The 24,959-nt window shown below is 69.6% G+C and carries 28 protein-coding genes and 1 riboswitch; of the genes, 15 read left to right on the forward strand and 13 right to left on the reverse strand.

What is annotated here, in order from left to right; genetic code table 11:
- Window positions 1-37: 37 nt before the first annotated feature.
- The gene (gene bcp, locus ACFT4A_RS31340; protein WP_382836692.1) at window positions 38-505 is read right to left on the reverse strand and encodes a thioredoxin-dependent thiol peroxidase; all 468 of its coding nucleotides are present in this window, start codon (window positions 503-505) and stop codon (window positions 38-40) included.
- Between the two features lie 95 nt (window positions 506-600).
- Between bcp and ACFT4A_RS31345 the strand changes: the two genes are divergently transcribed.
- The 3 genes from ACFT4A_RS31345 (at window position 601) to ACFT4A_RS31355 (ending at window position 1,804) form a co-directional block, all read left to right on the forward strand.
- Complete coding sequence (locus ACFT4A_RS31345; protein ID WP_189723931.1) at window positions 601-930, forward strand: DUF3618 domain-containing protein; 330 nt, start codon at window positions 601-603, stop codon at window positions 928-930.
- A 44-nt stretch (window positions 931-974) separates the two neighbouring features.
- A complete protein-coding gene (locus ACFT4A_RS31350; RefSeq protein ID WP_094052261.1) occupies window positions 975-1,331 on the forward strand; it encodes a co-chaperone GroES in 357 nt (118 codons plus the stop codon).
- Window positions 1,332-1,382: 51 nt separating this feature from the next.
- A riboswitch (guanidine-III (ykkC-III) riboswitch) is annotated at window positions 1,383-1,449 on the forward strand.
- A gap of 34 nt (window positions 1,450-1,483) precedes the next feature.
- Window positions 1,484-1,804, forward strand: a complete 321-nt coding sequence (locus ACFT4A_RS31355; RefSeq protein ID WP_184593181.1) for a multidrug efflux SMR transporter — start codon at window positions 1,484-1,486, stop codon at window positions 1,802-1,804.
- A gap of 6 nt (window positions 1,805-1,810) precedes the next feature.
- On the opposite strand, the gene ACFT4A_RS31360 is transcribed toward ACFT4A_RS31355, so the two are convergent.
- Window positions 1,811-5,524, reverse strand: a complete 3,714-nt coding sequence (locus ACFT4A_RS31360) for a transglycosylase domain-containing protein (protein WP_382836695.1) — start codon at window positions 5,522-5,524, stop codon at window positions 1,811-1,813.
- Between the two features lie 256 nt (window positions 5,525-5,780).
- On the opposite strand from ACFT4A_RS31360, the gene ACFT4A_RS31365 reads away from it, so the two are divergent.
- From ACFT4A_RS31365 to ACFT4A_RS31385, 5 genes are all read left to right on the forward strand, one after another.
- Window positions 5,781-6,212, forward strand: a complete 432-nt coding sequence (locus tag ACFT4A_RS31365; RefSeq protein ID WP_382836698.1) for a hypothetical protein — start codon at window positions 5,781-5,783, stop codon at window positions 6,210-6,212.
- A 126-nt stretch (window positions 6,213-6,338) separates the two neighbouring features.
- Window positions 6,339-7,124, forward strand: a complete 786-nt coding sequence (locus ACFT4A_RS31370) for an ABC transporter permease (protein WP_382836760.1) — start codon at window positions 6,339-6,341, stop codon at window positions 7,122-7,124.
- Window positions 7,117-7,938 carry an ABC transporter permease gene (locus ACFT4A_RS31375; RefSeq protein ID WP_382836701.1) on the forward strand — a complete coding sequence of 274 codons (822 nt, stop codon included), beginning with the start codon at window positions 7,117-7,119 and terminating at the stop codon, window positions 7,936-7,938. The genes ACFT4A_RS31370 and ACFT4A_RS31375 overlap by 8 nt, the downstream gene beginning before the upstream one ends.
- A 10-nt stretch (window positions 7,939-7,948) precedes the next feature.
- The gene (locus ACFT4A_RS31380; protein ID WP_382836762.1) at window positions 7,949-8,932 is read left to right on the forward strand and encodes an ATP-binding cassette domain-containing protein; all 984 of its coding nucleotides are present in this window, start codon (window positions 7,949-7,951) and stop codon (window positions 8,930-8,932) included.
- A gap of 33 nt (window positions 8,933-8,965) precedes the next feature.
- Complete coding sequence (locus ACFT4A_RS31385) at window positions 8,966-9,652, forward strand: DUF1707 domain-containing protein (protein WP_382836703.1); 687 nt, start codon at window positions 8,966-8,968, stop codon at window positions 9,650-9,652.
- Window positions 9,653-9,683: 31 nt separating this feature from the next.
- Here the strand turns inward: ACFT4A_RS31385 and ACFT4A_RS31390 are convergent, their stop codons facing one another.
- On the reverse strand, window positions 9,684-11,018 hold the full coding sequence (locus tag ACFT4A_RS31390) for an SGNH/GDSL hydrolase family protein (protein ID WP_382836706.1): 1,335 nt from the start codon (window positions 11,016-11,018) through the stop codon (window positions 9,684-9,686).
- Between the two features lie 193 nt (window positions 11,019-11,211).
- On the opposite strand from ACFT4A_RS31390, the gene ACFT4A_RS31395 reads away from it, so the two are divergent.
- The 3 genes from ACFT4A_RS31395 (at window position 11,212) to ACFT4A_RS31405 (ending at window position 14,955) form a co-directional block, all read left to right on the forward strand.
- A complete protein-coding gene (locus tag ACFT4A_RS31395; protein WP_382836708.1) occupies window positions 11,212-12,552 on the forward strand; it encodes a DUF445 domain-containing protein in 1,341 nt (446 codons plus the stop codon).
- A 67-nt stretch (window positions 12,553-12,619) separates the two neighbouring features.
- A complete protein-coding gene (locus ACFT4A_RS31400) occupies window positions 12,620-14,092 on the forward strand; it encodes an MFS transporter (RefSeq protein ID WP_382836710.1) in 1,473 nt (490 codons plus the stop codon).
- Window positions 14,093-14,172: 80 nt separating this feature from the next.
- Window positions 14,173-14,955 (forward strand): hypothetical protein, encoded by a 783-nt coding sequence (locus ACFT4A_RS31405; RefSeq protein WP_382836712.1) that lies wholly within the window; start codon window positions 14,173-14,175, stop codon window positions 14,953-14,955.
- Window positions 14,956-15,076: 121 nt separating this feature from the next.
- On the opposite strand, the gene ACFT4A_RS31410 is transcribed toward ACFT4A_RS31405, so the two are convergent.
- Window positions 15,077-16,459, reverse strand: a complete 1,383-nt coding sequence (locus ACFT4A_RS31410) for an alginate lyase family protein (protein WP_382836765.1) — start codon at window positions 16,457-16,459, stop codon at window positions 15,077-15,079.
- A 295-nt stretch (window positions 16,460-16,754) separates the two neighbouring features.
- A complete protein-coding gene (locus ACFT4A_RS31415; RefSeq protein WP_382836714.1) occupies window positions 16,755-17,057 on the reverse strand; it encodes a hypothetical protein in 303 nt (100 codons plus the stop codon).
- A 233-nt stretch (window positions 17,058-17,290) separates the two neighbouring features.
- Between ACFT4A_RS31415 and ACFT4A_RS31420 the strand changes: the two genes are divergently transcribed.
- The 3 genes from ACFT4A_RS31420 to ACFT4A_RS31430 all read left to right on the forward strand — a co-directional run bounded on the left by ACFT4A_RS31420 (window position 17,291) and on the right by ACFT4A_RS31430 (window position 19,128).
- Window positions 17,291-18,115, forward strand: coding sequence for an alpha/beta fold hydrolase (locus ACFT4A_RS31420; RefSeq protein ID WP_382836717.1), 825 nt, complete (start codon window positions 17,291-17,293; stop codon window positions 18,113-18,115).
- Window positions 18,116-18,181: 66 nt separating this feature from the next.
- Window positions 18,182-18,673: a MarR family transcriptional regulator gene (locus tag ACFT4A_RS31425; RefSeq protein WP_382836720.1), complete on the forward strand. Its 492-nt coding sequence runs from the start codon at window positions 18,182-18,184 to the stop codon at window positions 18,671-18,673.
- 74 nt (window positions 18,674-18,747) lie between these two features.
- Complete coding sequence (locus ACFT4A_RS31430; protein WP_382836723.1) at window positions 18,748-19,128, forward strand: VOC family protein; 381 nt, start codon at window positions 18,748-18,750, stop codon at window positions 19,126-19,128.
- Here the strand turns inward: ACFT4A_RS31430 and ACFT4A_RS31435 are convergent.
- Window positions 19,125-19,328, reverse strand: coding sequence for a hypothetical protein (locus tag ACFT4A_RS31435; protein WP_382836726.1), 204 nt, complete (start codon window positions 19,326-19,328; stop codon window positions 19,125-19,127). The two genes, ACFT4A_RS31430 and ACFT4A_RS31435, sit on opposite strands and share 4 nt — an antisense overlap.
- A gap of 40 nt (window positions 19,329-19,368) precedes the next feature.
- Window positions 19,369-19,647: a hypothetical protein gene (locus tag ACFT4A_RS31440; protein ID WP_382836728.1), complete on the reverse strand. Its 279-nt coding sequence runs from the start codon at window positions 19,645-19,647 to the stop codon at window positions 19,369-19,371.
- A 189-nt stretch (window positions 19,648-19,836) separates the two neighbouring features.
- On the opposite strand from ACFT4A_RS31440, the gene ACFT4A_RS31445 reads away from it, so the two are divergent.
- A complete protein-coding gene (locus ACFT4A_RS31445; RefSeq protein ID WP_382836731.1) occupies window positions 19,837-20,487 on the forward strand; it encodes a hypothetical protein in 651 nt (216 codons plus the stop codon).
- Here the strand turns inward: ACFT4A_RS31445 and ACFT4A_RS31450 are convergent.
- The 6 genes from ACFT4A_RS31450 to ACFT4A_RS31475 form a co-directional block, all read right to left on the reverse strand.
- The gene (locus tag ACFT4A_RS31450) at window positions 20,478-20,690 is read right to left on the reverse strand and encodes a hypothetical protein (RefSeq protein ID WP_382836734.1); all 213 of its coding nucleotides are present in this window, start codon (window positions 20,688-20,690) and stop codon (window positions 20,478-20,480) included. The genes ACFT4A_RS31445 and ACFT4A_RS31450 overlap by 10 nt on opposite strands.
- Window positions 20,691-20,872: 182 nt before the next feature.
- Window positions 20,873-21,169 carry a transposase gene (locus ACFT4A_RS31455; RefSeq protein WP_382836737.1) on the reverse strand — a complete coding sequence of 99 codons (297 nt, stop codon included), beginning with the start codon at window positions 21,167-21,169 and terminating at the stop codon, window positions 20,873-20,875.
- A 279-nt stretch (window positions 21,170-21,448) separates the two neighbouring features.
- Window positions 21,449-21,574: a hypothetical protein gene (locus tag ACFT4A_RS31460; protein WP_382836740.1), complete on the reverse strand. Its 126-nt coding sequence runs from the start codon at window positions 21,572-21,574 to the stop codon at window positions 21,449-21,451.
- 6 nt (window positions 21,575-21,580) lie between these two features.
- Window positions 21,581-22,021 carry a hypothetical protein gene (locus tag ACFT4A_RS31465; protein WP_382836743.1) on the reverse strand — a complete coding sequence of 147 codons (441 nt, stop codon included), beginning with the start codon at window positions 22,019-22,021 and terminating at the stop codon, window positions 21,581-21,583.
- 306 nt (window positions 22,022-22,327) lie between these two features.
- Window positions 22,328-24,352: an ATP-binding protein gene (locus ACFT4A_RS31470; protein ID WP_382836746.1), complete on the reverse strand. Its 2,025-nt coding sequence runs from the start codon at window positions 24,350-24,352 to the stop codon at window positions 22,328-22,330.
- 25 nt (window positions 24,353-24,377) lie between these two features.
- Window positions 24,378-24,554, reverse strand: a complete 177-nt coding sequence (locus tag ACFT4A_RS31475) for a hypothetical protein (protein WP_382836749.1) — start codon at window positions 24,552-24,554, stop codon at window positions 24,378-24,380.
- Between the last annotated feature and the right edge of the window lie 405 nt (window positions 24,555-24,959).

Here is a 24,959-nt window from a genome sequence, read left to right on the forward strand (position 1 = left end):
CCCCGGTACGAGCCGTTCCGCGACGGAATGCAGGGACTCAGATCCCCAGATCCTTGATGATCTTGGCTACGTGGCCCGTCGCGCGGACGTTGTAGAGGGCGCGTTCGACCTTGCCCTCCTCGTCCACGACGATCGTGGAGCGGATGACGCCCATGTAGGTCTTGCCGTAGTTCTTCTTCTCGCCGAAGGCGGCGTACGAGTCCAGGACCTTCTTGTCCGGGTCGGCGAGGAGGGTGACCTTCAGGGACTCCTTGTCGCGGAACTTGGCCAGCTTCTCGGGCTGGTCGGGGGAGATGCCGATGACGTCGTAGCCCGCGCCCGTCAGCAGCTCCAGGTTGTCCGTGAAGTCGCAGGCCTGCTTGGTGCAGCCGGGGGTGAGGGCAGCCGGGTAGAAGTACACGATGACCTTGCGGCCCTTGTGGTCCGCCAGGGACACCTCGGTGCCGTCGGCGTCGGGCAGGGTGAAGGCGGGGGCCACGTCCCCCGGCTGGAGTCGCTCGCTCATCGGACCAGCCTAACCGGGGGTGCTGACGGTGCTATGAGCCGTGGAGCTGACAGACTGTCCGGCACAGGCTTTATACCGACTTCGGAGGCGACACGGTGGCGGACACGGCGGACACCAGGACCCCGGCGCAGATCGAGGCGGACATCAGGCGCCGCCGCGAGACCCTGGCCGAGACCCTCGACGAGATCGGGGTGCGGGTGCACCCGAAGACGATCGTCGGGGACGCCAAGGCCAGGGTCGCGTCCAATATCGATCACACCCTCGGACGGGCGTACGTGGGGGTCAACCGGGCCGTCACCGATGTGCGGGCCCGGTTCGTGGGCGAGGACGGGGCGCCGCGCCTGGAGCGGGTCGTGCCGGTCGCCCTCGTGGTGGTCGGTGTGGTCGGCCTGCTCGCCCTCGGCACGCGGCGGCGCAAGGGCTGACCCGACTGCGTACGTTCGCGGCGAAGACAGGTAGGTTTCAGGGCGTGAGCGCCAACAGGAACGAGCACAGCACCCATCCGGACAAGCTGCCCATCCGGATGCTGCACGACCGCGTACTCGTGCGGCAGGACACCAGCGAGGGCGAGCGGCGCTCCGGCGGCGGCATCCTGATCCCCGCCACGGCGGCGGTCGGCCGGCGGCTGGCCTGGGCCGAGGTCGTCGCGGTCGGGCAGAACGTGCGGACCGTGGAGCCGGGCGACCGGGTTCTGTTCGACCCGGAGGACCGTGCCGAGGTCGAGGTGCGGGGCATCGCGTACGTGCTCATGCGCGAGCGTGATCTGCACGCCGTGGCCGCGGACCGGTTCGAGGGCTCGGAGGACTCGACGGGCCTCTACCTGTAGTTCCAGAAGCAGAAGGGGTCGGTGACCGTTGTCACCGGCCCCTTTGTCGTGGGTTTGCTACGTTGGAGGGACCCCGACGAGACGCGCCGTACCGGGACCAAGGCAAAGACGACGCACCTACACCGTCAGCCTGTCTCTCGGAGGTGCCCGTCATGGCCTGGGTTCTGCTCGTCGTCGCCGGTCTGCTCGAAGTCGGGTGGTCGATCGGTATGAAGTACACCGACGGCTTCACCCGCCCGCTCCCCAGCGTTCTCACCGGCGCCGGAATCGTCGTCAGCATGCTGTTGCTGTCCCAAGCCGCCAAGACCCTGCCCATCGGTACCGCCTACGGCGTGTGGGTGGGGATCGGCGCGGCCGGGGCGGCGGTGGTCGGTATGGCCGTGCTGGGGGAGCCTGCCACCGCCGCCCGGATCTTCTTCGTGTGCCTGCTGCTGGTCGCCGTGGTGGGGCTGAAGGCGACCTCAGGTCACTGACCTGACCTATTCGCGGCGCGCGCCCTGCGGGGCGAAGCCCCAGCCGGGGCCGGTGGGAGCGCCGCCCGCTCCGCCGTCGGCGGTGCCGCCGCCTTCCGTGGTGCCGCCGTCGGCCGTGCCGCCGGTGCCCGCCGTCGTGCCGCCGTCGCCGGTTCCGCCGTCCGCGGTGCCGCCGCCGGTCGGGGACTCGCCCCCGGTGCTGCCGTCGGTGGTGCCGCCGTCGGTCTGGGTCTCGGGCGCGCTCGGGGTCTGGCTGGGCTCCTGGGTGCCGGTGTCCCCGCCGGTGGTCGTGCCGCCTTCGTCGGCGGTGCCGCCCGTGGTCGGGTCGACGGGGGTCTCGGGGCTGGGGGCCTCGGTGACGTCGGAGCCGGGCTGGAGCCTGAGGTCGAAGTCGGTGACCGGCTTGCCCTTGAGGGCGTCCTGGGTGAACTGCGTCCAGATCTCCGCGGGCGCCCCGCCGCCGTTGATGCGGGGCAGGCCCATCGCGCCGTACAGCGACTTGTGCGCGGCGGTGACCGGGTCCTGGCCCATGACGGAGACGACGGTGGCGAGCTCGGGGGTGTAGCCGGCGAACCAGGCCGCGGTGTCCTCCTCGGCGGTGCCGGTCTTGCCGGCGACGGGGCGGCCGGCGGCCTGTGCGGCGGAGGCGGTGCCGTTCTGGACGACGCTCTGCAGCATCGAGGTGGTGGTGTCGGCGGCCTCGCGGCTCACGGCCTGCTTGGTGCGCCGCTCGGGCAGCTCGATGGGCGTGCCCTCCTTCATGACCTTGTCGACCATCGTGTACGTGCCGTGCTTGCCGTGGTTGGCGAGCGTGGCGTACGACTCCGCCATCTCGAGGACGCTGGCGGTGGCCGTGCCGAGTGCGATGGCGGGGCCGTCGGCGAGGTCCGGGGTGCTCTCGGGGACGCCCAGGTCGATCGCGGTCCGCTTGACGTTCTGGGGGCCGACGTCGGCGGCCATCTGCGCGTACACCGAGTTCACGGAGCTGTCGGTGGCCTCGGTGACGGTGATGGGGCCGTAGGAGTGCTGGTCCTCGTTCTCGGGGGCGTACGGGTCGCCGGTCCAGCCCTGGACCGGTCGCTTGTTGGTGCCGTCGTAGATCGTGTTCGGGGTGATCACGCGGCCGTCCTGGGTCCGCGAGGCGTTCTCGACGGCCGAGGTGAACACGAAGGGCTTGAAGGTGGAGCCGACCTGGAAGTCCCTGCGGGTGGCGTTGGGGGTGTACTGCTTGACGTAGTCGACGCCGTTGTACATCGCGACGACCTTGCCGGTCTTGGGGTCGACGGCGGCGCCGCCCGCGCGGACGTACGTGTCGACCTTGTTGCTCTTCTTGTCCAGCTTGGACATGAGCTTGTCGTTGACGGCCTTCACGAAGGCGTCCTGCCGGCCCTTCTGCAGGGTGGTGGTGATGCGGTAGCCGCCGGCGTCGAGCTTGTCCTCGTCGATGATGTTGTTCTGGGTGAGGTAGTCCTTGACGATCCGGACGATGTAGCCGCGCTGCCCGGACATGCCGGTGGAGAGGGTGGACTCCTTCGGCATGGGGAACTTCATGCCGGCCCGCTTCGACTCGCTGAGCCAGCCCTTCTTGACCATGCCGTCCAGCACGTAGTTCCAGCGGGACTCGGCGGCCTTGCGGTTCTCGGGGTGGGCGACGACGTCGTACTGGCTGGGCGCGTTGACGAGCGCGGCGAGGTAGGCGGCGCGGGCCGGGTCGAGGTCGGTGGCGTCCATGCCGTAGTAGGCCTGGGCGGCGGCCTGGATGCCGTAGGCGTTGCGGCCGAAGTAGCTGGTGTTGAGGTAGCCCTCGAGGATGTGGTCCTTGCTCTGCTCGCGGTCCAGCTTGATGGAGATGAAGAACTCCTTGGCCTTGCGCGTGACGGTCTGTTCCTGGCGCAGGTAGTAGTTCTTCACGTACTGCTGGGTGATCGTGGAGCCGGACTGCTTGCCCTTGCCGAGGGCGGTGTTCCAGGCGGCGCGGATCATGGCCTTGGGGTCGACGGCGGACTCGGTGTAGAAGTCGCGGTCCTCGGCGGCCAGGATCGCGTGCTGGGCGTCCTTGGAGATCTGCGCGAGGGTGACGTTCTCCCGGTTGATCTCGCCGTCGCGGGCGATCACGGAGCCGTCGGCGTAGAGGTAGACGTTGGCCTGCTTGGTGGCGAGCGCGTTGGCAGGCGGGATCTGGACCAGCGAGTAGCCCAGGAAGAAGCCGCCGATCAGCAGCATGACGACGATGATGAAGCCGCCGAGCGTCATACGCCAGGTCGGGATCACCCGCCGCCAGCCGGTCCGCTTCCGCTTCCCACCGGCCTTGGCCTGCGGCCCGCTGCCCGGGGCGCCGGCCGCCGGCAGCTGAGCCGTACCCGGCCCGTCACCGGCCTGGCTGTCCATCCGGGCCTGAGCCGCGCCGGGGGCGCCGCCGGGCCGACCCTGTGCCGAGCCCGGCACGCCGCCTGTCCCGCCCTGTGCCGCGCCCACGGCGCCGCCCGTCCGGCCTCGCGCCGTGCCCGCGGCGCCGACGGCCCGGATCTGTACCGTGCCCGGGTCGTTGTCCGCCTGAGGTCGTGGCCTGCTCGGGTCGCCGTCCGTCCTGGCAGACGGCGTGCCGGCGGCGGCGTCCTTCCGGCCTCCTGCCGCGCCCGCGGCGCCGACGGCCCGCATCTGTACCGTGCCCGGGTCGTTGTCGCCCTGGGGCCGCGCCGTGCCCCGGAGGTCGTCCGCCTTGTCTCGGGGCGTGCCCTGAGCGGAGTCCGCCCGGGCCGGTGGGGTGCCCTGGGCGGAGTCCCTCCGGGCCGATGCCGTGCCCCGGTCAGCTTCCGTCCGGCCCTGTGCCGTGCCCGGGGCGGAGTCCGGGCCCTGTGCCGCGCCCGGGGCGCCGCCCGTCCGGCCTCGTGCCGTGCCCGACGCGCCGACGGCCCGGATCTCCACCGTGCCCGGGTCGTCGTCGGCCTTGGCCCGTGCCGCGCCCTGGCCGGAGTCCGCCCGGGCCGGTGCCGCGCCCGGGACGCCCGTCCGGCCCTGTGCCGCGCCCGGGGCGGATTCCGGGCCCCGTGCCGTGCGCTGGCCGGAGTCGGTCCGGTCCTGTGCCGCGCCCTGGTCGGAGTCCGCCCGGGCCGGTGCCGCGCCCGGGACGCCCGTCCGGCCCTGTGCCGCGCCCGGGGCGGATTCCGGGCCCCGTGCCGTGCGCTGGCCGGAGTCGGTCCGGTCCTGTGCCGCGCCCTGGTCGGAGTCCGTCCGACCCGATGGCGCGCCCTGGTCGGAGTCGGTCCGGTCCTGTGCCGCGCCCTGGTCGGAGTCCGTCCGACCCGATGGCGCGCCCTGGTCGGAGTCGGTCCGGCCCCGTGCCGCGCCCTGGTCGGAGTCCGTCCGACCCGATGGCGCGCCCTGGTCGGAGTCGGTCCGGCCCCGTGCCGCGCTCTGGCCGGAGTCCGTCCGACCCGATGGCGTGCCTTGGGCGTTGTCCCCCTGTGCCCGAGGCGTGCCCTGGGCGTTGTCCCCCTGCGCCCGAGGCGTGCCCTGGGTGCCGTCCCTCTCGGCCCGTGCAGGCCCTGGTTCGCCGTCCCCCGTGGCCCGGGACGGGCCGGGCTCGTCGTCCGTCCGGGGGCGTGCCGTGCGCGGGGCGTCGTCAGCGCGGTCCCGTGGCGTGCCCGGGGCGCCGTCCGGCTGCGGCTCTCTCGGTGCCTGCCCCGGTTTCGGCTGCTGCGGCTGAGGCTCGTCACTCATGTCGTGCACGGACTCCTGTTTCGCGTCGTACGTCGTTCCCGTACGTCTCTGCTCGCTCTTGCGCCCCTGTGATGAAGACTGTCCCATCCGGCGATCAGTTCCCTGATCGAGGGCCGTGTCGCGAGCCGTGTGGTGAGGCGGGCGGCGTGCGGGCGAACGCACAGACGGACGCAGGGGCAACTGAGCTATCCTGCACGCCTGTTCGAATCGCGATCTTGCCTGCGCGAGATTCGCCTGAAGGGGGACACGACCGAAGATGCGACTGCTCGCACGCTCCGCCCTGGCCGGCACCGCCGCCACGCTGCTCGCCCTGGCCACGGGCACCTCTGCCCACGCGGACGGAACGGATCGTACCGTCTGGGCCGGCGTCGACTGGAACGTCACGCCCCACGAGGAGTCGGGCGGCAAGGCCCACATCCAGACGTACGGCGAGGTCTTCACCATCACCGACCTGGCCAAGGACGGTCACTCGACGATCGGGATCATCTCGATCGGCGGCGAGGGCAACACGTATTACTACTGGAACCGTGACGGCGTGGACACGACCCGCACGCTCAACCTCGACATCAAGGAGGGCACGCCGATCACCATCAAGGCGTGCATCGGCGACTGGAAGGGCAACCCGGACAACGCCACCGCCGGGATCATCTGGGACAAGTGCAGCGGCTGGGCGCAGACCGACGCCTGACCGGACCCCGCGTGAGGGGGGGAGAAGGCCCGCGAAAACCCATGGCACGCGCGATCCCCGGCCCACTAGGCTCCTGCGCTTCGGTGTCCGGCGGCGAGGAGGGCTGTGGTGGCGGGCTCGGGACGGTTGTACGCGGCCGTCGCGGCGGGAGGCTTCAGGCGGTACGCGACGTATCGGGCGGCCACGGTGGCCGGGGTGTTCACCAATACGGTCTTCGGCGTCATCCTCGTGTACACGTATCTGGCGCTGTGGGACGAGAAGCCCCATCTCGGAGGGTACGACCAGGCCCAGGCCGTGACGTACGTGTGGCTGGGCCAGTGTCTCTACGCGACGCTGGCCATCCAGGGCGGCGGTGCCGAGAAGGACCTGATGGAGCGCATCCGCACCGGTGAGATCGCCGTCGATCTGTACCGGCCGGTGGATCTGCAGCTGTGGTGGCTGGCGGGCGACGTGGGGCGGGCGCTGTTCCAGATGCTGGGGCGGGGCGTGGTCCCGTTCGTGTTCGGCGCGGTCTTCTTCCCCATGGCGCTGCCGACGTCGGTCACCCCCTGGGCGGCCTTCGTGGTCACGCTCCTGCTGGCGACGGTGGTCAGCTTCGCGCTCCGCTATCTGGCGGCCCTGAGCGTGTTCTGGCTGATGGACGGCATGGGCGTCAACCAGGTCCTGATGGTCACGGGGATCTTCTTCTCGGGCATGGTGCTGCCGCTGAACGCCTTCCCCGGAGCGCTCGGCGAGGTCGTGCGGGTGCTGCCGTGGGCGGCGCAGATCCAGATGCCGGCGGATGTGCTGATGGGGGAGACCGACCCGCTGCGGGCGTTCGCCTTCCAGGCGGCGTGGGCGGTGGCGCTGCTGGCGGCGGGACGCCTGCTGCAGTCGGCCGCGACCCGGCGGGTGGTGGTCCAGGGTGGGTGAGCGCGGTGCCCTGGCCGAGGGGCTGCGGGCCTACTGGCTGATCGCCGGGATGTGGATCCGGTCCAGCATGACCTACCGCACCTCCTTCGTCGTCACGGTGTTCGGCAACCTCACGGTGACCGGCCTGGACTTCGTCGGGATCCTGCTGATGTTCTCGCAGGTCGACTCGCTGGGCGGCTGGTCACTGCCCGAGGTGGCCTTCCTGTACGGGCTGTCGGTGGCGGCGTTCGGGATCGCCGACCTGCTGCTCGGCTCGATGGACGTCCTGGGCGCCCGGATGCGCGACGGCTCGTTCGACACGCTGCTGGTGCGGCCCGTGCCGGTGCTCGCCCAGGTCGGAGCCGACCGCTTCGCGCTGCGCAGGCTGGGCCGGATCGCCCAGGGCGTCGTGGTGCTGGGCTGGGCGCTGGTCTCGGTGGACGTCGACTGGAGTGCGCCGAAGGTGCTGCTGGTGCCGGTGATGGTGATCAGCGGCGCGGCGATCTTCTCGGCGGTGTTCGTGGCGGGCGCGGCCTTCCAGATCTACGCGCAGGACGCCGCCGAGGTGCAGAACGCCTTCACGTACGGCGGGACCACGCTGCTGCAGTATCCGCCGAGCGTGTTCGGGAAGGACCTGGTGCGCGGCGCGACCTTCATGGTGCCGCTCGCCTTCGTCAACTGGGTCCCGGCCGCCTATGTGCTGGGGCGGCCGTACCCCATCGGCCTGCCGCCCTGGGCGGCCTTCGCCTCGCCCCTGGTGGCGGTGGCCTGCTGCGCGCTGGCGGGGGCGGCGTGGCGGACGGGGCTTCGTTCCTACCGGAGTACAGGGAGTTGAAGTGACCGAGGTGGAAAACGACGGTTCGGACAGCGCCTTCATCGAACTCGACGGCGTCGAGAAGGTCTTCGACGTACGCAAGAAGACCGGCTTCATGAAGCGGGAAGTGCGGCAGGTACGGGCCGTCGACTCGATCTCCTTCCGCGTGCAACGCGGCGAGATGGTCGGCTACATCGGCCCGAACGGCGCCGGCAAGTCGACCACGATCAAGATGCTGACCGGCATCCTCACCCCGAGCGCCGGCCGGCTGCGGGTCGCGGGCATCGACCCCTCCCGCGAACGCACCCGGCTCGCGCACCGTATCGGTGTGGTGTTCGGGCAGCGCACGACGCTGTGGTGGGACCTGCCCCTGGTCGACTCGTACCGGCTGATGCACCGCATGTACCGGATCCCGGACGCCCGTTACCGCGAGAACCTCGACCGCCTGGTCGAACTCCTCGACCTGGACGACCTGCTGGACGTGCCGGTACGGCAACTCTCCCTGGGCCAGCGGATGCGCGGCGACATCGCTGCGGCACTGCTGCACGACCCGGAGGTGCTGTACCTCGACGAGCCGACCATCGGTCTTGACGTCGTCTCCAAGTCCAAGGTGCGGGAGTTCCTGCGGGAGATGAACGCCGAGCGCGGCACGACGGTCCTGCTGACCACGCACGACCTTCAGGACATCGAGCAGTTGTGCAAGCGGGTGATGGTCATCGACCACGGGCGCATGATGTACGACGGTCCGCTCGCCGGGCTGCACGAGGCGGGGGAGAGCGAGCGGACGCTGGTGGTGGACTTCGAGCGGGAACTGCCCCCGATCGACGCCCCGGCACCCGCCCGGGTCGTCCGGGTGGACGGGCCGCGGCAGTGGCTGGCGTTCCCGGCCTCGGAGTCGGCGGCGCCGCTCGTGGCGCGGATCGCGGCGGAGTACCCGCTGGTCGACCTGTCGGTGCGGGAGCCGGACATCGAGGCAGTGATCGCAAAAATGTACGAAGAGCGCGCGACCGCATAGTGCCCAAGACCGGCAACTCGTAGGCTGCTGTACATGACCGACGACGCAGTCCCGGACCTCCGCGCCTCCGACGCCGACCGTGAACGGGTCGCCGGCATCCTGCGGGACGCCGTCGCCGAGGGACGTCTCGACATGGCGGAGTTCGAGGAGCGGCTGGACGCGACGTACCAGGCGCGGACCTACGGGGAACTGGTGCCGATCACCCGGGACCTGCCGGGCGCGGGCGTCGCGGTGCCCGCCGTGTCGCTGAGCAAGGAGCCCGCCACGGGGTCCGGCTGGCCCGGGCGGGTCGTCGGCGGCGAGGGCTCCTCGACCTGGGCCGTCGCCGTGATGTCCGGCTTCCAGCGCAAGGGGCACTGGACGATGCCCCGGCGGTTCACCTGTCTGGCCTTCTGGGGCGGCGGGGAGATCGACCTGCGCGAGGCGAACTTCGCGGAGCGCGAAGTCGAGATCAACGCGATCGCGATCATGGGCGGAGTGGATGTCATCGTGCCGCCCGGCGTCGAGGTCGTGGTGCGCGGCATCGGGATCATGGGCGGGTTCGACCACCGCGAGGAGGGTGTGCCGGGCGAGCCCGGGGCGCCGCGCGTGATCGTGACCGGGTTCGCCTTCTGGGGCGGCGTCGGGGTGCAGCGGAAGGTGACCCGGGCGGAGAAGCAGCGGCTCAAGGAGGAGCGGCGGCGGGAGAAGCTGGAGCGGCGGAGCAACGGCGAGTACTGAGCGTCGTCGGCCAGTACTCGGCGTCGTACTCCTACAGCTCGGCCGGTGCGGACCCCTTCAGGGTCTCCAGGTCGAACTCCTCGGCCATCCGGGCGTACCCCTTGTCGCTGGGGTGCAGATGGTCGCCCGAGTCGTAGTCGGCGCGCAGCCGGCGCGGGTCGTAGGGGTCACGCAGCGCCTTGTCGAAGTCGGCGACCGCGTCGAAGACCCGGCCCGCCCGGATCTCGGCGTTGATCTGCTGACGCACCGACTCCCGCGGGTCCGTGTAGCCGCGGTGCCCGTAGAACGGCATCAGGGTCGCGCCGACGACCTTCAGGCCGCGGGCGTGGGCCTGGCCCACCATGGTGCGCAGGCCGCCGAGTATCGCGTTCGGGTCGGCGAGCCGCGGGTTGCGCAGGATGTCGTTGACGCCGAGGTCGATGACGACGACCTTGGCGTTCGTCCGCTCCAGCACGTCCCGTCCGAAGCGGTTGAGCCCGCTGGGGTTGTCGGCCGGGCGGCCCAGCCCGTCCGTGAGGACCCGGTTGCCGCTGATGCCCTGGTTGACGACGCTGTAGCGGGGCAGGTCCCGCCCGGCGGCGATCTCCGCGCGCAGCCGCTCGGACAGCACGTCGGTCCACCGGTTGTTGGCGCCCGAGGTGGACGTGATGCCGTCGGTCAGGGAGTCGCCGAGGACGACGACCGTGCCGTCGGACTCGTTGCTCAGCACGTCCAGCGCCGTCAGATAGCGCCAGTACGTGCTCCGCTCGGTGTACGGCGTGCCCGTCGTGTCCTGGGCCTGGTTGCCCTGGGCGACGTAGGAGGTCTGCCGGGCGTGCGGGTGGTACGTCACCGGGCCGGAGCTGGTCGGCGTGTACGTGGTGATCAGGACGTCGGCGTCGGACGGGATGACGACGCGCACGACGTCGCTCATCACCTGACGGCCGGGCGGGATGACCACCGTGGGGCCGCCGTTGAAGGTCAGCTGGCGCAGGGTGTCCGTGAGCGCGGCGGGCGTACCGCTGCCCGCGGCGACCGCGATCGAGGCCTGCGTGATGCTCAGCGGCGCCTGACCGTAGAGATTGGACAGCGTCACGCGGGCACTCGTACCTCCGACGCTGGTGTGGACGACGTTGCGTACCGAACGGTCCGCCATGCCGGTCGTCTCGGTGCCCGGCTCGGCGCCGGCCGGTGAGGTGGACCAGGTGCCGACCCAGGTGCCGGTGGAGGCGGGGGCGGCGGAATTGTTCGGCAGACGGCCGTCGGCCCGGGTGTTCCGGGTCTGAGAGCCGTCGTCGGTCGCCACTCCGACATATATGGCGGCGGAAAGGGCCACAACTGCTGCGACGATCGCCGCGAGCAGGGCGTAACCACGACCCCGGGTCATGCTGTGCAGTTCTCCTCAGGCGATGGGAGCCCAAGGCTCCGATCTGATGTGCCCATGATGCGTCATGGGCAGGGGGAAGCTGACAGGACCCCTGGCATTACCCCCTTCCGACAGACGCCGGGAACTCCTGTTCCGTTCCAGTAGTCGGTCAGGAAGGGACAATGTGTGCGGGATCACCAAGCGGGTGGAGCGGATGGAACGAACCAAAGCGGAAGAAAAGGTCGACGTCCGAGGGCAGCATGCCCGTCCCGGCGTCGCGGTGAACCGTGCGATGACGAGCTTCAGCCCGGCGGACGAGGAGAAACAGCGCGGCGTACGCCGTATGAAACTCACCGCCACCGGGCTCCTGCTGTTCGTGGCCGTGGTCTACATCCTCGCCAAGTGGGCCCAGAACTCCGGCGCCGGCCCCTGGGCGGGCTATGTCGCCGCCGCCTCCGAGGCCGGCATGGTCGGCGCGCTCGCCGACTGGTTCGCCGTCACCGCCCTCTTCCGCCACCCCCTCGGCATCCCCATCCCACACACCGCGATCATCCCCACCAAGAAGGACCAGCTCGGCGTCTCCCTCGGCGAGTTCGTCGGCGAGAACTTCCTCTCCGAGGCCGTCGTACGGCAGCGGCTGCGCGCCGTCGGCATCGGCAGCCGCCTCGGCGCCTGGCTCGCCGTCCCCGAACACGCCGACCGGGTCACCGCGGAGCTCTCCACCGCGCTCAGGGGCGCCCTGACGGTCCTGCGCGACTCCGACATCCAGGCCGTCGTCGGCGAGGCCATCACGCGCCGCGCCAACGCCCAGGAGATCGGCCCCGGCATCGGCAAGATGCTGGAGAAGGTCGTCGCCGACGGCGGCCACAAACGCGTCGTCGACCTCGTCGTCACCCGCGCCCACGACTGGCTGGTCCTGCACCGCGACGAGGTGATGGACGCCGTGGAGGGCGGCGCCCCCGGCTGGACGCCGAAGTTCGTCGACAAGAAGGTCGGCGAGCGCGTCTACAAGGAACTGCTGCGCTTCGCCACGGAGATGCGCGACATGCCCGCCCACCCCGCGCGCGGCGCCCTCGACCGCTTCCTCACCGACTTCGCCTCCGACCTCCAGTCCGACACCGAGACCCGCGCCCGCGTCGAGCGGCTCAAGGGCGAGGTGCTGGGCCGCGGCGAGGTCCAGGACCTCATCGCCAGCGCCTGGACGGCCGTACGGTCCATGATCGTCGCCGCGGCGAAGGACGAGCGCAGCGAGCTGCGGCTGCGCGTACGGGCCTCGCTGCTGTCGCTCGGCTCCCGGATGGCGGCCGAGCGCAAGGTGCAGGACAAGGTCGACAAGTGGGTGGAGGACGCGGCCGTGTACGTCGTCACCACCTACCGCAAGGAGATCACCTCCCTGATCACGGACACGGTGGCGAGCTGGGACGCCGAGCACACCACGCGGAAGATCGAGGCGAACATCGGCCGCGACCTCCAGTTCATCCGGATCAACGGCACGGTGGTGGGCTCGCTGGCCGGCCTGCTGATCTACACGGTGGCGCACGCGCTGGGGGCATGACGCTTCTGGCGTAAGAGAAGCCGGTCAGGGCACTCGCCCTCGGTTCCGCTCGATGGGGAGGGAGCCCATGACCACCACCGCGCAGGCCGGGACCGGCCGAACCGTCACCACCGACATCCCCGCCCGTCTCGACCGCCTCCCGTGGTCGCGCTGGCACTGGACGATCGTCCTCGGCCTCGGCACCGTGTGGATCCTCGACGGCCTCGAAGTCACCGTCGTGGGCAACATCGCCAGCCGCCTGTCGGAGCCCGACAGCGGCCTGCCCATCACCTCCGGCCAGGTCACCGGCATGGCAGCCGCCCTGTATGTGGCGGGAGCCTGCATAGGCGCCCTGTTCTGGGGCCGCCTGACCGACAAGTGGGGGCGCAAAAAACTCTTCATGATCACCCTGGCGGTGTATCTGGGGGCGACGGCGCTGACCGCCATCTCCTTCGACACCTGGTGGTTCTTCCTCTTCCGCTTCCTCACCGGCTTCGGCATCGGCGGCGAGTACGCGGCCATCAACTCCGCGATCGACGAACTGATCCCCAAGGAGTACCGGGGCCGCACCGACCTGATGATCAACGGCAGCTTCTGGCTGGGCGCGGTCGGCGGCTCCCTGCTGTCGATCGTCGCGCTGGACACCGACATCTTCGCGGCGAACGTCGGCTGGCGCCTGACCTTCGCGCTCGGCGCGGTCCTCGCCCTGGTGATCCTGCTGGTCCGGCGGCACGTCCCGGAGAGCCCCCGCTGGCTGCTGATCCACGGCCGCGACGACGAGGCCGAACGCATCGTCTCCGCCATCGAACGCAAGATCGAGGAGGAACGGGACGAGCCGCTTCCGCGCCCGGACGGCGAGATCACCATCCACCAACGCCGCAGCGTCTCCTTCCTGGAGATCGGCCGCACGGTCTTCTCCGACTACCGCCGCCGCGCGATCCTCGGCTTCTCCCTCTTCATCGGCCAGGCCTTCCTCTACAACGCCATCACCTTCGGCTTCGGCGCGATCCTCACGACCTTCTTCGACGTCCCGAGCGGCAACACCGGCTACTACTTCGCCGTCATCGCACTCGGCAACTTCTTCGGCCCGCTGCTCCTCGGCAAGCTCTTCGACACGGTCGGCCGCCGGATCATGATCTCCGGCACCTACCTGCTCTCCGGCCTGCTCCTCTTCGGCACGGCCTGGCTCTTCGACCAGGGCTCGCTGAACGCGACCACCATGACGGCGTGCTGGTGCGCGGTCCTCTTCTTCGCCTCAGCGGGAGCCTCCAGCGCCTATCTGACGGTGTCCGAGGTCTTCCCGATGGAGACCCGCGCCATGTCCATCGCCTTCTTCTACGCCATCGGCACAGCCGCCGGCGGCATCAGCGGCCCCCTCCTCTTCGCGGACCTCACGAGCACGGGCAAGGCCGGCGACACGGCCCTGGCCTTCCAGATCGGGGCGGCGTTGATGTGCTTGGCGGGGGTGGCGGCGGCGATCCTCGCGGTGAAGGCGGAGCGTAGGTCCTTGGAGGACATCGCCAAGCCGCTGACGGCGGCGGCGGCGGAGAAGCCAGGCTAAGCGGTATATGTCACGTGTAGTCCAGTGATGTGCTGCGAAACCCTCATCTGCCGACGGTGGGCAGGGCACACTCGACTGCTGTGAGAACACCTGACATTGAGGGCCTGGAACAGCTTGAGCGCGCCGTTCTGGACGAGGACGCTTCCTTGGCCACCGCGCTTCGACGGTTTCTGCTCATAGCCGGCTATGCCCACCAGGAAGAACTTCGCGCCTGGGCGCTGAAACAACTGGAAGGGTACGAGGCCGGCGAGGAACTGCCCAGGTTTCGGGAGGTCGCGGCAGAGCTCGAGATGACGGTGGAGCCCAGCACCCCTGGCCGGTCAAGAACGGAAGACACGCGGCAGATCAGCCCGCATCAGCTTCCTCAGTCGGTGCGTGATCGCGGCATCGGGGAGCACGCACCGATCCGATACGGGGTCAGGGAAATCGAAGCTCTGGTCGCCATGGGATGGAACCTGGAGCTCAGCCCGCCAGGTTCAGCGGAGTACATGGCGGAAGTGACGAATGAGCTCGGCAACGGCTCCGCCGTCCTGTCCCTGCACTGGAGAGTGCGGCTGACCGCTCTTCGCGGAATCCTGGATCACATCAGAACACGCTTGACGCTGTTCGTCGCCGAGGTGAGAGCGTCTATGCCGCCCGGCCAGCGGAATCCCCATCCTGCACACATCGGGTCGGCTGCGATCTATGTCACGGGAACCACGATCAACATCGCCACCGGCGGCAGCACAGCCAACGCCACCGTCAACGAACCCGTGCCGACACCCCCACCACCCTGGTGGCACCGAAGCTCGGTGATATGGAGTGCCGTCGCGGCGACGGCGACCATCGCCGGTGTCATCGCCACCGTGGCCGTGGCGAAATAACACCCTGCGTTCCCATGGAACCGAAGACGGGGCGAGGGACTGATCCACCTGGGAGAGCTCGCAGCGGCGCCGGTGGAAAGCCCTCACCCCTACCTCAGCGCCAGCCCGCAGCCCCCGGCACCTACTCGCCCCCACCTCGCCGCCGAAGCATCAGCACCCCACCCCCGACAGCCGCAACACCGGCCGCCGCGACCCACCCGACTCCACCCTCAATCCCGGTCGAGGCCAGACCACTTGCGCCCGCCGGCGAAGCCGACGCCCTCACCGCCCCCTGCACCCGCGCACCCCCGTCCCCGTCACCGTCCGAAACCCGCCCCCGAGTAAACGCCAACGTCCCGAACCCAAGCTGGTCGAACCCTCCACTGTTGGGCCCGTAATCCCCACCCCCACCCTCAGGCGCAGCCTTCACCGCAGCCCGCGTCACATACGACGCCGACACCCCCCGCCGCTTGGTGTAGTGATTGGCGATCATCGCCCAGATCGGCCGAGTCATCCCCGGATCCACCGCCGCCGCAGCGGAAGCCGTCTCACTCCCCGACCACCCCCCGATCGCCCCCTTCCTCCGCGTGTTGGCCGTATACGGCACCTCACCCCCGAGGCTCCACTTGGCCACGTACTCCGCACCCTTGAGGAACCGGCTGTCGTCATACCCGTACAGATCGATCCCCTGGTTCCACGCCATCTCGCACACCGTGCCCATCAACCCGACCCCGAGCAGCGCATGCCCCTGATCGCGCCCGGCCTCGACCCACTCCGCGAGCCCGTCCTCGTGCACGACGGGAATGGCATGCCGGACCGACCCCATCCCGTCCCCGTGCTTGAAGTGCTCCACGGCCCGCCCGACCGCCGCCCGGTCATCGCAGAAGATCCCGGTGGCGAGCACACAGGCGAGGGCCGTCAGATCCCAGTTGGGCCAGTAGTTGGTGACGACGGCGTCGTTGTGATGGCTCAGGAAGCTGTCGCTGAGCGGCAGGAAGACGTCCGACAGCAGCTCCTGCGCCCGCCCGAGCTCGAAGTCGTCACGGTCGCGCACGAGTTCCGCGGCGTTGGCGAACTGATACCCGTACAACCCCGCGGCCAGGAACCGATCGGCCGAGCCCTGGATGGACGTCAGCTTCCCCGACCAGGCGTTCAGGATCGCCACGGCGGTCTCGGCATGCGCGTCCTCGCCACTGACGTGATACCGCAGGGCGTTCTGGTAGGCGGCGTGGATGTCGTTGTAGAGGGCCGCGTAGTTCTGGGGCGACCCCGCCCCCCGGTACACCGTCGCCTGCGGATTGGCCCGCCGGCCGCTCTGCGCGTGCCGGTTGGCGGCGAGCTTGGCGAACCCGGCCGCGTAGGGCTCGGCGCCCGCCTTCACCTTGGCCGCCATACGGTTCAGGTCGGTACGGGTGTGCAGCAACCCCGGGTGGGCGAAGGGGGCGTCGGCGGCGGAGGCCGGGGCCGCGAGGGCGACCGTACCGATACCGATACCGGCGCCCGCCGCACCCGCTGCTTTCAACATGCTCCGGCGGCTGATCTGTCGTGTCACGTCGTCGTACCTCGGCGTCGTAAGTCGCGTGCCTGTGGGGGACGGTGAGGAGACGGCGGGCGGTGACGGCGATAACAAAAACTGCGGTACAGTTGATCTGCATCCGGTCGCCGGAACTCCGGCTGAAGGATCGTGCGTTGGTGGTCCAAGGAAAGACGCCCCGCTTCCTGCGGGGAAATGCAGGTGCAAGGCCTGCCCGGCGCTCAAGAACAAGAACCCGGCCCTGGGATTCAGGGCCGGGTTCTTTGCTGTACCTGCTGCGGGCGGGTCAGCCGCGCCGGTCGGCCACGACCCACGACGCCACGGCCACAGCCCCCGCCACGCCGAACACGGCGGGCCAGGCGCCCACCTTCTTGGCCAGCGGATGAGACCCGGCGAACGCGGCGACATACGCGGCCGACAACGCCCCCGCGGCCACCCCGCCGGCCTGCTCCCGCCACTGCCGCGCGGCCGCCGCCCCGGCGACCGCGAGCACGGCCCCGCCGAGCGGCCGCTGCCTGGTCCAACGGGCCACGCCGTACCCGCCGACCAGCCCGCTCGCGGCGACCACCGCGCTGGGAACCTTCACCATGTTCTCGCCTCCTGCTCTTACGGGAACCCGAGGCTAACTCCCCGGCCGGGCAGTGCACGCGCCGGGGCGAGAGAAGGCGCGAACCCGACCATGCGGCCGAGCGGACCCGAGCCCGGCGCCGCGTAACCCGCAGCCCGCGTACGACGGCCACCGCAGGCCCCCGCACATCGGCTGGCGGCGGCCGTCGGGGAAGGAGAAGCTGGCCCCGTCCCTCACCGGAGGATGGCCAGTTGATGACTCCCCACCCGAAGACCGTCCGCACCACCTCCACGACCCTCACCACCCCGGACGGCACGCGCATCGCCCACCACGACCACCGCCCCGAGCGGGAATCCGCCGCCGCCCCCTTCCTCCTCCTGCACGGCCTGGCCGGCCACCAGGGCGAGTGGGACGCGGTCGCCGCCCGGCTCCTCTCCGACGGCCACCGCGTGGTGACGTACGACGCCCGAGGCCACGGCGCCAGCACCCGCACCCCCGTGACCACCACCCGCGCGGCCCACGTCCAGGACGCCCTGACCCTGATCGAGGAACTGGCCCTGGCCCCCGTCACCCTGCTCGGCCAGTCCCTCGGCGGCCACACGGCGATGCTGCTGGCCGCCTCCCACCCCCACCTGGTCAAGTCCCTGATCCTGGTCGAAGCGGGCCCGGCGGGCCCCACCCCGGAACTCCCCGCACAGATCGCGACCTGGCTGGACAGCTGGCCGACCCCGTTCGAGTCGCTGGAGGCCGCGGAGGCCTTCCTGGGCCACGAGGCCTGGACGAGAACCCTGGAGCGGCGAGAAGACGGCTGGCACCCCACCTTCGACCGCGCCACGCTCATCTCGTCGGTCGCCGAACTGGCCACCACCGCCTACTGGCCCCAGTGGTCACAGATCACCTGCCCCACCCTCCTCGTCCAAGGCGAACACGGCACCATGCGCCCCGACGAGCCCACCACCATGCTCACCCACCGCCCGGCCACCCACCTCACCCGCATCCCCGACGCGGCCCACGACGTCCACCTGGACCAGCCGGATCGCCTCTACGAGGCGATTTCCTCCTGGGAGTCCGGCCGTTGACCTCAACCAAGGTCGAGGTCCTACGTTGATCGCGTCCAGGCAACAACGATGAGGGCGAGGCCACCGATGAGCACCGACACCACCATGGACCTCAAGGAGTACAGCCACGAGGAACTGGCCGCCCAGCCGATCGGCGCATGGACCGGCCTGGCCTACCGCGGAGTGGTAGGAGCCCTCCGCGCCCAACTGGCGGTCGAGGACCTCACCCAACCCCACTGGTGGACCCTCAACCACGCCGCCGGAGCCCCCGGCACCTGGACCCGCCCCACCCTGACCCAACGCCTGCTCCCGTACGACGACCTCGACACCGACTTCGACGCGGTCTACGACGATCTGGTCACCCGCGGCTGGCTCACCGAGGACGCCGCCACCGGCACCATGACCCTGACCGAGCCGGGCGAGGCGGCCCGCCTCCGCGCCAAGGACCGCAACCTGCGTGTCCACCACCAGACCCACGAGAACATCGACCCGGCCGACTTCGTCACCACGATCAACGTCCTGCGCAGGATCGTCGCCAACCTCGGCGGCGACGGAAACCTCCCCGACAACGAAAAATAGTTCGACAGCCCCCGCCACCCCGACCATCCTGCGGAGCGCGACCACACGCCGACCACACCCACGGGGGAGAACCGTTGCAGCCCTTGCACCCGACCATCCGCCACATCACCTTCGACTGCACGGGAGAGCCGTACGAACTCGCCCGCTTCTGGAGCGAGCTGCTCGGCCACCCGATCTCCGACATCGACAAACCCGGCGACTCGGAGGTACTCATCGAGGACCCGAACGGCCCCGGCCTGCTCTTCATCCGCGTAGAAGAGGGCAAGGCAACCAAGAACCGAGTCCACTTCGACCTCAAACCCACGGGCCGCACCCGCACCGCCGAGGTCGAACGAGCCCTCACCCTGGGCGCCACCCAACTGGCCGACCACACCCGCCCCGACGGCAAGGGCTGGGTCGTCATGGCGGACCCGGAGGGGAATGAGTTCTGCATCGAGCGGGGCGAGCTGGGCTAGGCAGGCACCTGCCCGGCACTGCGCCGCTGCCGGTCACCGCTGAGCGCGACGATCCGGTGAACGGGCACCGAGTTGGCCGGGTGGCCGCCCGTGGGGGAGAACCCCACCTGGCCGGTGCCGGGCTCGTAGGAAGTCACCGTGCCGCACAGCCGGTGCAGCACGGTCTCGTCACGCCTCCCGCACTCGACGTCCAGGCCCATCGTCCAGTCCTTGAGCCAGTGGACGGGAAGGTGCTCCAGCTCAGCGGCTGCGGGGCCGGGGTGGCATCGTCTGGCACCCAGCTGTGCCTGCGACGACCAGGTCGTTGTAGACCTCCATCGAGTCGGGCCCGCTGTAGGCGGCCCGCCGCCCGAGCTGGGCAGCGCGCCGCACCGCCCGGGCCGTCGTCACCATGGCCGTGGGTTTGGCGCCCGGCCCGTCGCCCTGTTGCAGCGTTTCGTCGTAGTACGGGCTGACGGTGTCGGTGTAGGTCTGGCGGGCGGAGGCGAGGCGCTGCGGTCGCTGGCGTGGCTGTCCCACGCACGTCGCAACGTCCGAGACTACGAAACCCGCCCCGAGCACTCCGAGGCGATGCTCACGCTCGCCGCGATCACGCTCATGACCCGGCGCCTCACCCGCCAGACCATCTACCCCACGTCGGCAACACCACGTCCGACAAGGGCAGTTCGGGCCGCGTGACCCCGCGAGCCCCGACTACGTTGTCCCGTCATGGCGACAACTCATCTGCGTGCGTGTGACATTCCCGAAGTCCGACAGGACCTGCTCCAGTGGGCCGACGCCAACGTCGAGCGCGGCCTGCGGGGTTCGGGTGCGATGCAGGTCCACGGTTTCACCGACCCCCTCACGATGCGGGCGGCCGTGCGCGGCGCGGAGCAGTTCTTCGTCAACGATCGCATGACGTGGCTGGCGCGCACGACGGGCGAGGAACTGCCGGTGTGCGCGTTCGACGCGGACGACCTGCCGGACCCGCTCGGGTTCCTGGTCTGGTCCGACGACCCCAGCGCGCACACCCAGACCCTCGGGCGACCGCGGGCCGTGCTGTGGTGCCGGTCCGGGCTGACGCTGCGGGTCCTGGTCCTGGACGACGCCATGCCCTACCGGCGCACCCTGGAGGAGGCCGGGAACAAGGCCGATCCCACCTGGGCCAGCCAGATCCGGGGCTCGCTCTCCGGGGACCTGTCCATCGGCTTCGGCGCCACGATCCCGCTGAACACCGAGACCGACTGGGACGAGATCAAGCACACCTGGACCGTCGACAAACACGGCCGCCCCGCGAAGGACCGCTACGGCGTGGGCGCCGACCGCGTCGACGACGACCAGACCCGGGTCATCCGGACCCTGCTGGAACCCTACTGCTGATCCGCCAGCCCGCCGACGCCCGCCGCGCTCTCTGGCAGGCCGAACAGGTACGGCCCGACGCCGCCGCCCGCAAGCGCCTGCGGCGGGCCGGAGCCGAGCACCCCGACGCACCGGTCCGCTACATCACGCTCCGCCAGTCCATCAGGCCCGCCCCCGACGACGACCACGGAGCCCGCGACACCGCCGGCCGCATCTACCGCCACCAATGGTTCGTCCGCCCCCACCGCCGCACCTACCCCGACCAGGACGACCCCACCGGCTACTCCCGCAAGTGGGTCGGCCCCTACCTCGTCACCCCCGAAGGCTGCGAGAACGCCTCCATCCTGGGCAGGGAACGAGTCGTCAACGTCCTCCGCCGCTGACAGCGAAGCAGTCAGATCGAGGTTCAGAGATGGGTTCTCACGAAGAAGGCGGTCGCTTTTTTCAGGATCTCGATCGTCTGCTGCTGTTCACGGTTCTCCTTGCGCAACCACCGCAGTTCCTCGCGCTCCGCGCCGGTCAGCTCGCCCGGCTGCCCATCGCCGCGGTCCGCCTTGGCCCGGCGGTACCAGCCGCGCAGGGACTCCGAGCTGATGCCGAGCTCCCGGGCGACCGCGGTGACCGTCTTGCCCGAGGAGTCGACGAGCGCGACCGCGTCCCGCTTGAACTCCTCGGTGTACCGCTTCGTGTACTTGCTTCCCACCTGGTGCTACTTCCTCTGGAACCACCCAGGTCCCAGTCTCCAGGTGTCCACGATCAAGGGGAAGCTTCAGGTCCGGGCTCCACCGCTGTTTGGGGCAAGCGTCGCCTACAAGCAGGGCACGCGCCGTGACACTGCTGATCCTTTGGTGGTAGACGCGTCACTGACCGGACCGCGGACCCGCCGGCAGCGCGGGCCCGCGGCCGGGCTCACCAGGGCAAGCGTGGCGCGGTGGCCGTGCAGACGGTCCGGCCAGACGCTGCCGGGGCCGCCTCCAGGCGCTCAAGCGACGCCGGGAGGCTGGGCGATCGTCTCGTACAGGGCGGACGCCTGGCCGGTCTCACCCACATGGGCTCCGCCGAGCCGTCGCTGGCCCTTGGGCGGTGCCCAGACGAAAGTCCGCTGCACCCCTCATCACCGGTACTTGTACCAAGCGACCGCCTGCGTATTCTTGGGCCAGGCGTTGTCGGCGTCCGCGGTTCCGCTGTTCGCGGCCCGGTAGTCCCATCCCTTGTGCGCCTTGAGCGAGACCTTCTTCGACGTGCACTTCTTCACGGCAGGACAACCCTTGGCCCCACCGATTTTCACCTCCTTGAACTTTCCGTTCTTGTACGCGGAAATCCCGGCGTCAGGCCGCAGGACAAAATGGACCGTGTTGCACACCATTTTCCCTTGAGCGTAGATCTTGCTTCCGGTACGCCAGATCTTGACGCTGTTCTGACATGATCCGTACTTCTTCCCATGACCCGTGGCTGCCTGAGCCTCGGTTCCGGACGCGAGCGCGACGACGAGCACAGCCGAAACCGCGCCCACGCGCCGTATGTTCGTCTTCGTGAACTTCCTCGTCTGCAGCAAGGGAACTCCCCGTTCTCTGTGGCAGTCGGTTCGACGCCGAACCCCGTGCTGGCGTCAACCTCAGCCTCACAAGCAACCGGCAGAGTGTCGCTAGCAGAGAGTCCCCACCTGCTTGGCGTTGGGTCTCCTCCGCTGTCGGGTGGACATGATGGCCGTAGTCGCGGGGCTGTAAAACGATCGGTGTAACAGCCCGGAGCTGTCCGCCCGGATGCCTGGCGGACAGTCCGGCAGGACGCCCCTCATTTTGCAGAGCGGTAGGGGAGAACGCCTCGCAGCGGTTGGCGCTCCAGCTGGGGCTGGCGACGATCACATGGTGTCCACGTTCTGCTGCTGGAACGGCTGCTGCACCGGGATGATCTGGGGGACGGTGTTGGCATCGTGCGGTAGCTGTCTGTCGCCTCCGAGGACGATGGCTTTCGGCAGCATGACCAGCGAGGTGGTGCCGGCCTGCTCGCCGGAGGGGCGGAGCTGGACTCGGATACCGTGTCGGGCAGACAGCCGGCCGACCACGAAGAGGCCCATGCGTTGGGCGATCGCGGCGTCGATGCTGGGCGGGTTCGCGAGCTTGTCGTTGATGTCGTTGCAGTGCTCGGTGGTGAGGCCGATGCCCTGGTCGTGGGTCTCGATCATGATGCGGCCGTCGGGGAGCCTGGTCGCGGTGACGCGGACCTTGGTTTGCGGGGAGGAGAAGGTGGTGGCGTTCTCCAGGAGCTCAGCGAGTAAGTGCACGAGGTCAGTCACGGCGTGGCCGTGGATCGCGCCCTTCGGGATGCCGGAGAGCTTGATGCGCCGGTAGTCCTCCACCTCGGAACAGGCGGCGCGTAGGACTTCGATCAACGGGATCGGCTGGTCCCAGCCGCGTGCGGGCTCCTCACCCGAGAGAATCAGCAGCGTCTCAGTGCTACGGCGCACACGGGTCGCCAGGTGGTCCAGTCTGTAGAGGTCCCTCAGACGGTCCGGGTCGGCCTCGCCGTTCTCCAAGTCGGTGAGTAGAGCCAGTTGCCCCTCGATCAGCGACTGGGTACGGCGCGAGAGGGTTGTGAAGATCGCGCTGATGTTGGCCCGCAGCAGGGCCTGCTCGGCTGCGAGCCGGACGGCCTCGCGGTGGACCTGGTCGAAGGCGCGGGCGACCTCGCCGATCTCATCCCGGGTGTTGATCGGGATGGGCGCGATGCGGGTGTCCACGAGGCCCGGGTCGGACCTGGACAGCTGGTCGATCAGGGTCGGCAGACGGTGCTCGGCGATGCCTACTGCTGCGTCCCGTAACCGGCGCAGCGCCGCGGACCTTGGCACCATCGAGGGCCGGATCTTCGTCACTCTGGTCGCGGCTTCATCGATGATCTTTTTGGCCGTGGCCTCTGCCTCCTCGCGTTGGGCGGCGGCGTCCCGGGCTGCCTCCCTACGCACCTGCTCGGCTTCTCTCCGGATTCGCTCGAGATCTGCGAGGTGCTGCTCGGCGACGTTAGCCGCCTTCGCCAAGCGCAGCCGTTCTTCGGCGGCCTTCCGCTTCAGTTCTTCACGCTCTGCCAGATCCTGTGCGGTGGCGAGCTCCTCCTCCAGCTCCGCGCAGCGGCTCTTCGCGGCATCGCGTTCTTTCACCGCTTCCTCCAGCGCGGTCTCCAGATCCTGGATTTCCTTACGCAGTTGTTCACACTGCTCGTGGAGGTCGTCCTTCTGACGGCGGTGCAGCTCCAGCTCGGCTCCGCGGCGCTGCCGCTCCTCTGCGCACGCAGCTTCGATCTGCTGCATCTGGACTGACAGTTCGCCCAACTGGCGCTTTTGCTCGGAAACTTCGGTCTGAAGGTCGTGGGTCTGCAGCTCAGCCTGCTCCTTCTGCAGGATCGCGTCCTCCAGACGATCACTGGCCATCTGCTCGCGGTACCTAGCGGGCTGCTCGGCCAGGAGCGCCTCACGGTGGAGCCGGTACAGGTGCCCCTGCATGTCGGCTGTGACTTCCTGCCCTAGGGCATTGCAGGCGGACTTCATCAGGACATCAAGGAACTCTTTCTCTGGAATGCGCTCGCCCGAGAGATACCGAGAGACGGAACCGGTGCCCCTGTGGTGGGAGACGGCAAAATCACGCAGCGTCCTCCCTGTGGCGTTGAGGAGCCGCCGCATCGCGAGAGCCAGCTCGCGAACCTCTGGAGAGAGATTCTCCGACAAGTCCTTGAAACCCTTGGGGTCTTCTGCGTCATCGAAGGGAATCCCCTCACCGTCGGGTCCGTGTTTCCCCACAGAATCTTCTGCCTTTCCGTGGCACTTTGTGGCCTTTGTCGTTTTCCACTCCTGGACTGCCGTGCCGCGCGCGGAGCAGTGGTCCCAGGCGATCATCTACTCTCGAACGTCTGTGCGGGTCTCATTCGATGAGGCTGTTGAAGAAGGGCACTGCAAGAGCGATGCCCGTTATGCCGGACAGGACCGCTTCCGCAGGACCCGCTCCCGCGAAGGTGGCCAGGACGCCTGCCCCGATGCCGCACAGAACGGCGAGGAGAAGGATGAGGGCCGACCGTGCGGTCAGCAACGTACGGTTCACAACAATCCCCTTGCTGTGGCGAGTGACTGCCGGTGTCGTTCGCGTCCGGCTGCACGGACAAGCCTGCAAGTACTCGTGGGTGTTGCGGAACGGGAACAGCGCCGTTCCCGCAATTGGGAACGGTCCTTGGCGGCTGCGGGTCGGTGTTCCCGGGCGGGAACACCGACAACCCGCACTCTGGCCGTGCTCCTGGAAGCCTGTACCCGGCCAGGCACGCCAGGGGCCCCCGGGGGGGAGTCATCCCCAGGCCCGGCGTACCGCGCCCGAGCTCGCCGGTCACCTCCGTGGCATTCGACGCTGACACGGCCGCCTAGTACTCCAGCAGCGTTTCGCTATCTGGCCTGGTCAGAGGCATCGTCGGGAGTGTACTTGGCTGCTGGCATGTCAGGGGCGATCTTGCCGGAC

It is taken from the genome of Streptomyces sp. NPDC057099 (assembly GCF_042671245.1).
Lineage (GTDB): Bacteria > Actinomycetota > Actinomycetes > Streptomycetales > Streptomycetaceae > Streptomyces > Streptomyces purpurascens.

Coding starts and splice junctions, on each gene's coding strand:
- ACFT4A_RS31365 (WP_382836698.1), top strand. CDS start 5,781: ATGCGACTGCTCGCACGCTCCGCCCTGGCCGGCACCGCCGCCACGCTG.
- ACFT4A_RS31445 (WP_382836731.1), top strand. CDS start 19,837: ATGGCGACAACTCATCTGCGTGCGTGTGACATTCCCGAAGTCCGACAG.
- ACFT4A_RS31435 (WP_382836726.1), bottom strand. CDS start 19,328: ATGGGCCTGGACGTCGAGTGCGGGAGGCGTGACGAGACCGTGCTGCAC.
- ACFT4A_RS31385 (WP_382836703.1), top strand. CDS start 8,966: ATGACCGACGACGCAGTCCCGGACCTCCGCGCCTCCGACGCCGACCGT.
- ACFT4A_RS31400 (WP_382836710.1), top strand. CDS start 12,620: ATGACCACCACCGCGCAGGCCGGGACCGGCCGAACCGTCACCACCGAC.
- ACFT4A_RS31360 (WP_382836695.1), bottom strand. CDS start 5,524: ATGAGTGACGAGCCTCAGCCGCAGCAGCCGAAACCGGGGCAGGCACCG.
- ACFT4A_RS31355 (WP_184593181.1), top strand. CDS start 1,484: ATGGCCTGGGTTCTGCTCGTCGTCGCCGGTCTGCTCGAAGTCGGGTGG.
- ACFT4A_RS31425 (WP_382836720.1), top strand. CDS start 18,182: ATGAGCACCGACACCACCATGGACCTCAAGGAGTACAGCCACGAGGAA.
- bcp (WP_382836692.1), bottom strand. CDS start 505: ATGAGCGAGCGACTCCAGCCGGGGGACGTGGCCCCCGCCTTCACCCTG.
- ACFT4A_RS31390 (WP_382836706.1), bottom strand. CDS start 11,018: ATGACCCGGGGTCGTGGTTACGCCCTGCTCGCGGCGATCGTCGCAGCA.
- ACFT4A_RS31395 (WP_382836708.1), top strand. CDS start 11,212: ATGGAACGAACCAAAGCGGAAGAAAAGGTCGACGTCCGAGGGCAGCAT.
- ACFT4A_RS31415 (WP_382836714.1), bottom strand. CDS start 17,057: ATGGTGAAGGTTCCCAGCGCGGTGGTCGCCGCGAGCGGGCTGGTCGGC.
- ACFT4A_RS31410 (WP_382836765.1), bottom strand. CDS start 16,459: ATGTTGAAAGCAGCGGGTGCGGCGGGCGCCGGTATCGGTATCGGTACG.
- ACFT4A_RS31420 (WP_382836717.1), top strand. CDS start 17,291: ATGACTCCCCACCCGAAGACCGTCCGCACCACCTCCACGACCCTCACC.
- ACFT4A_RS31470 (WP_382836746.1), bottom strand. CDS start 24,352: ATGATCGCCTGGGACCACTGCTCCGCGCGCGGCACGGCAGTCCAGGAG.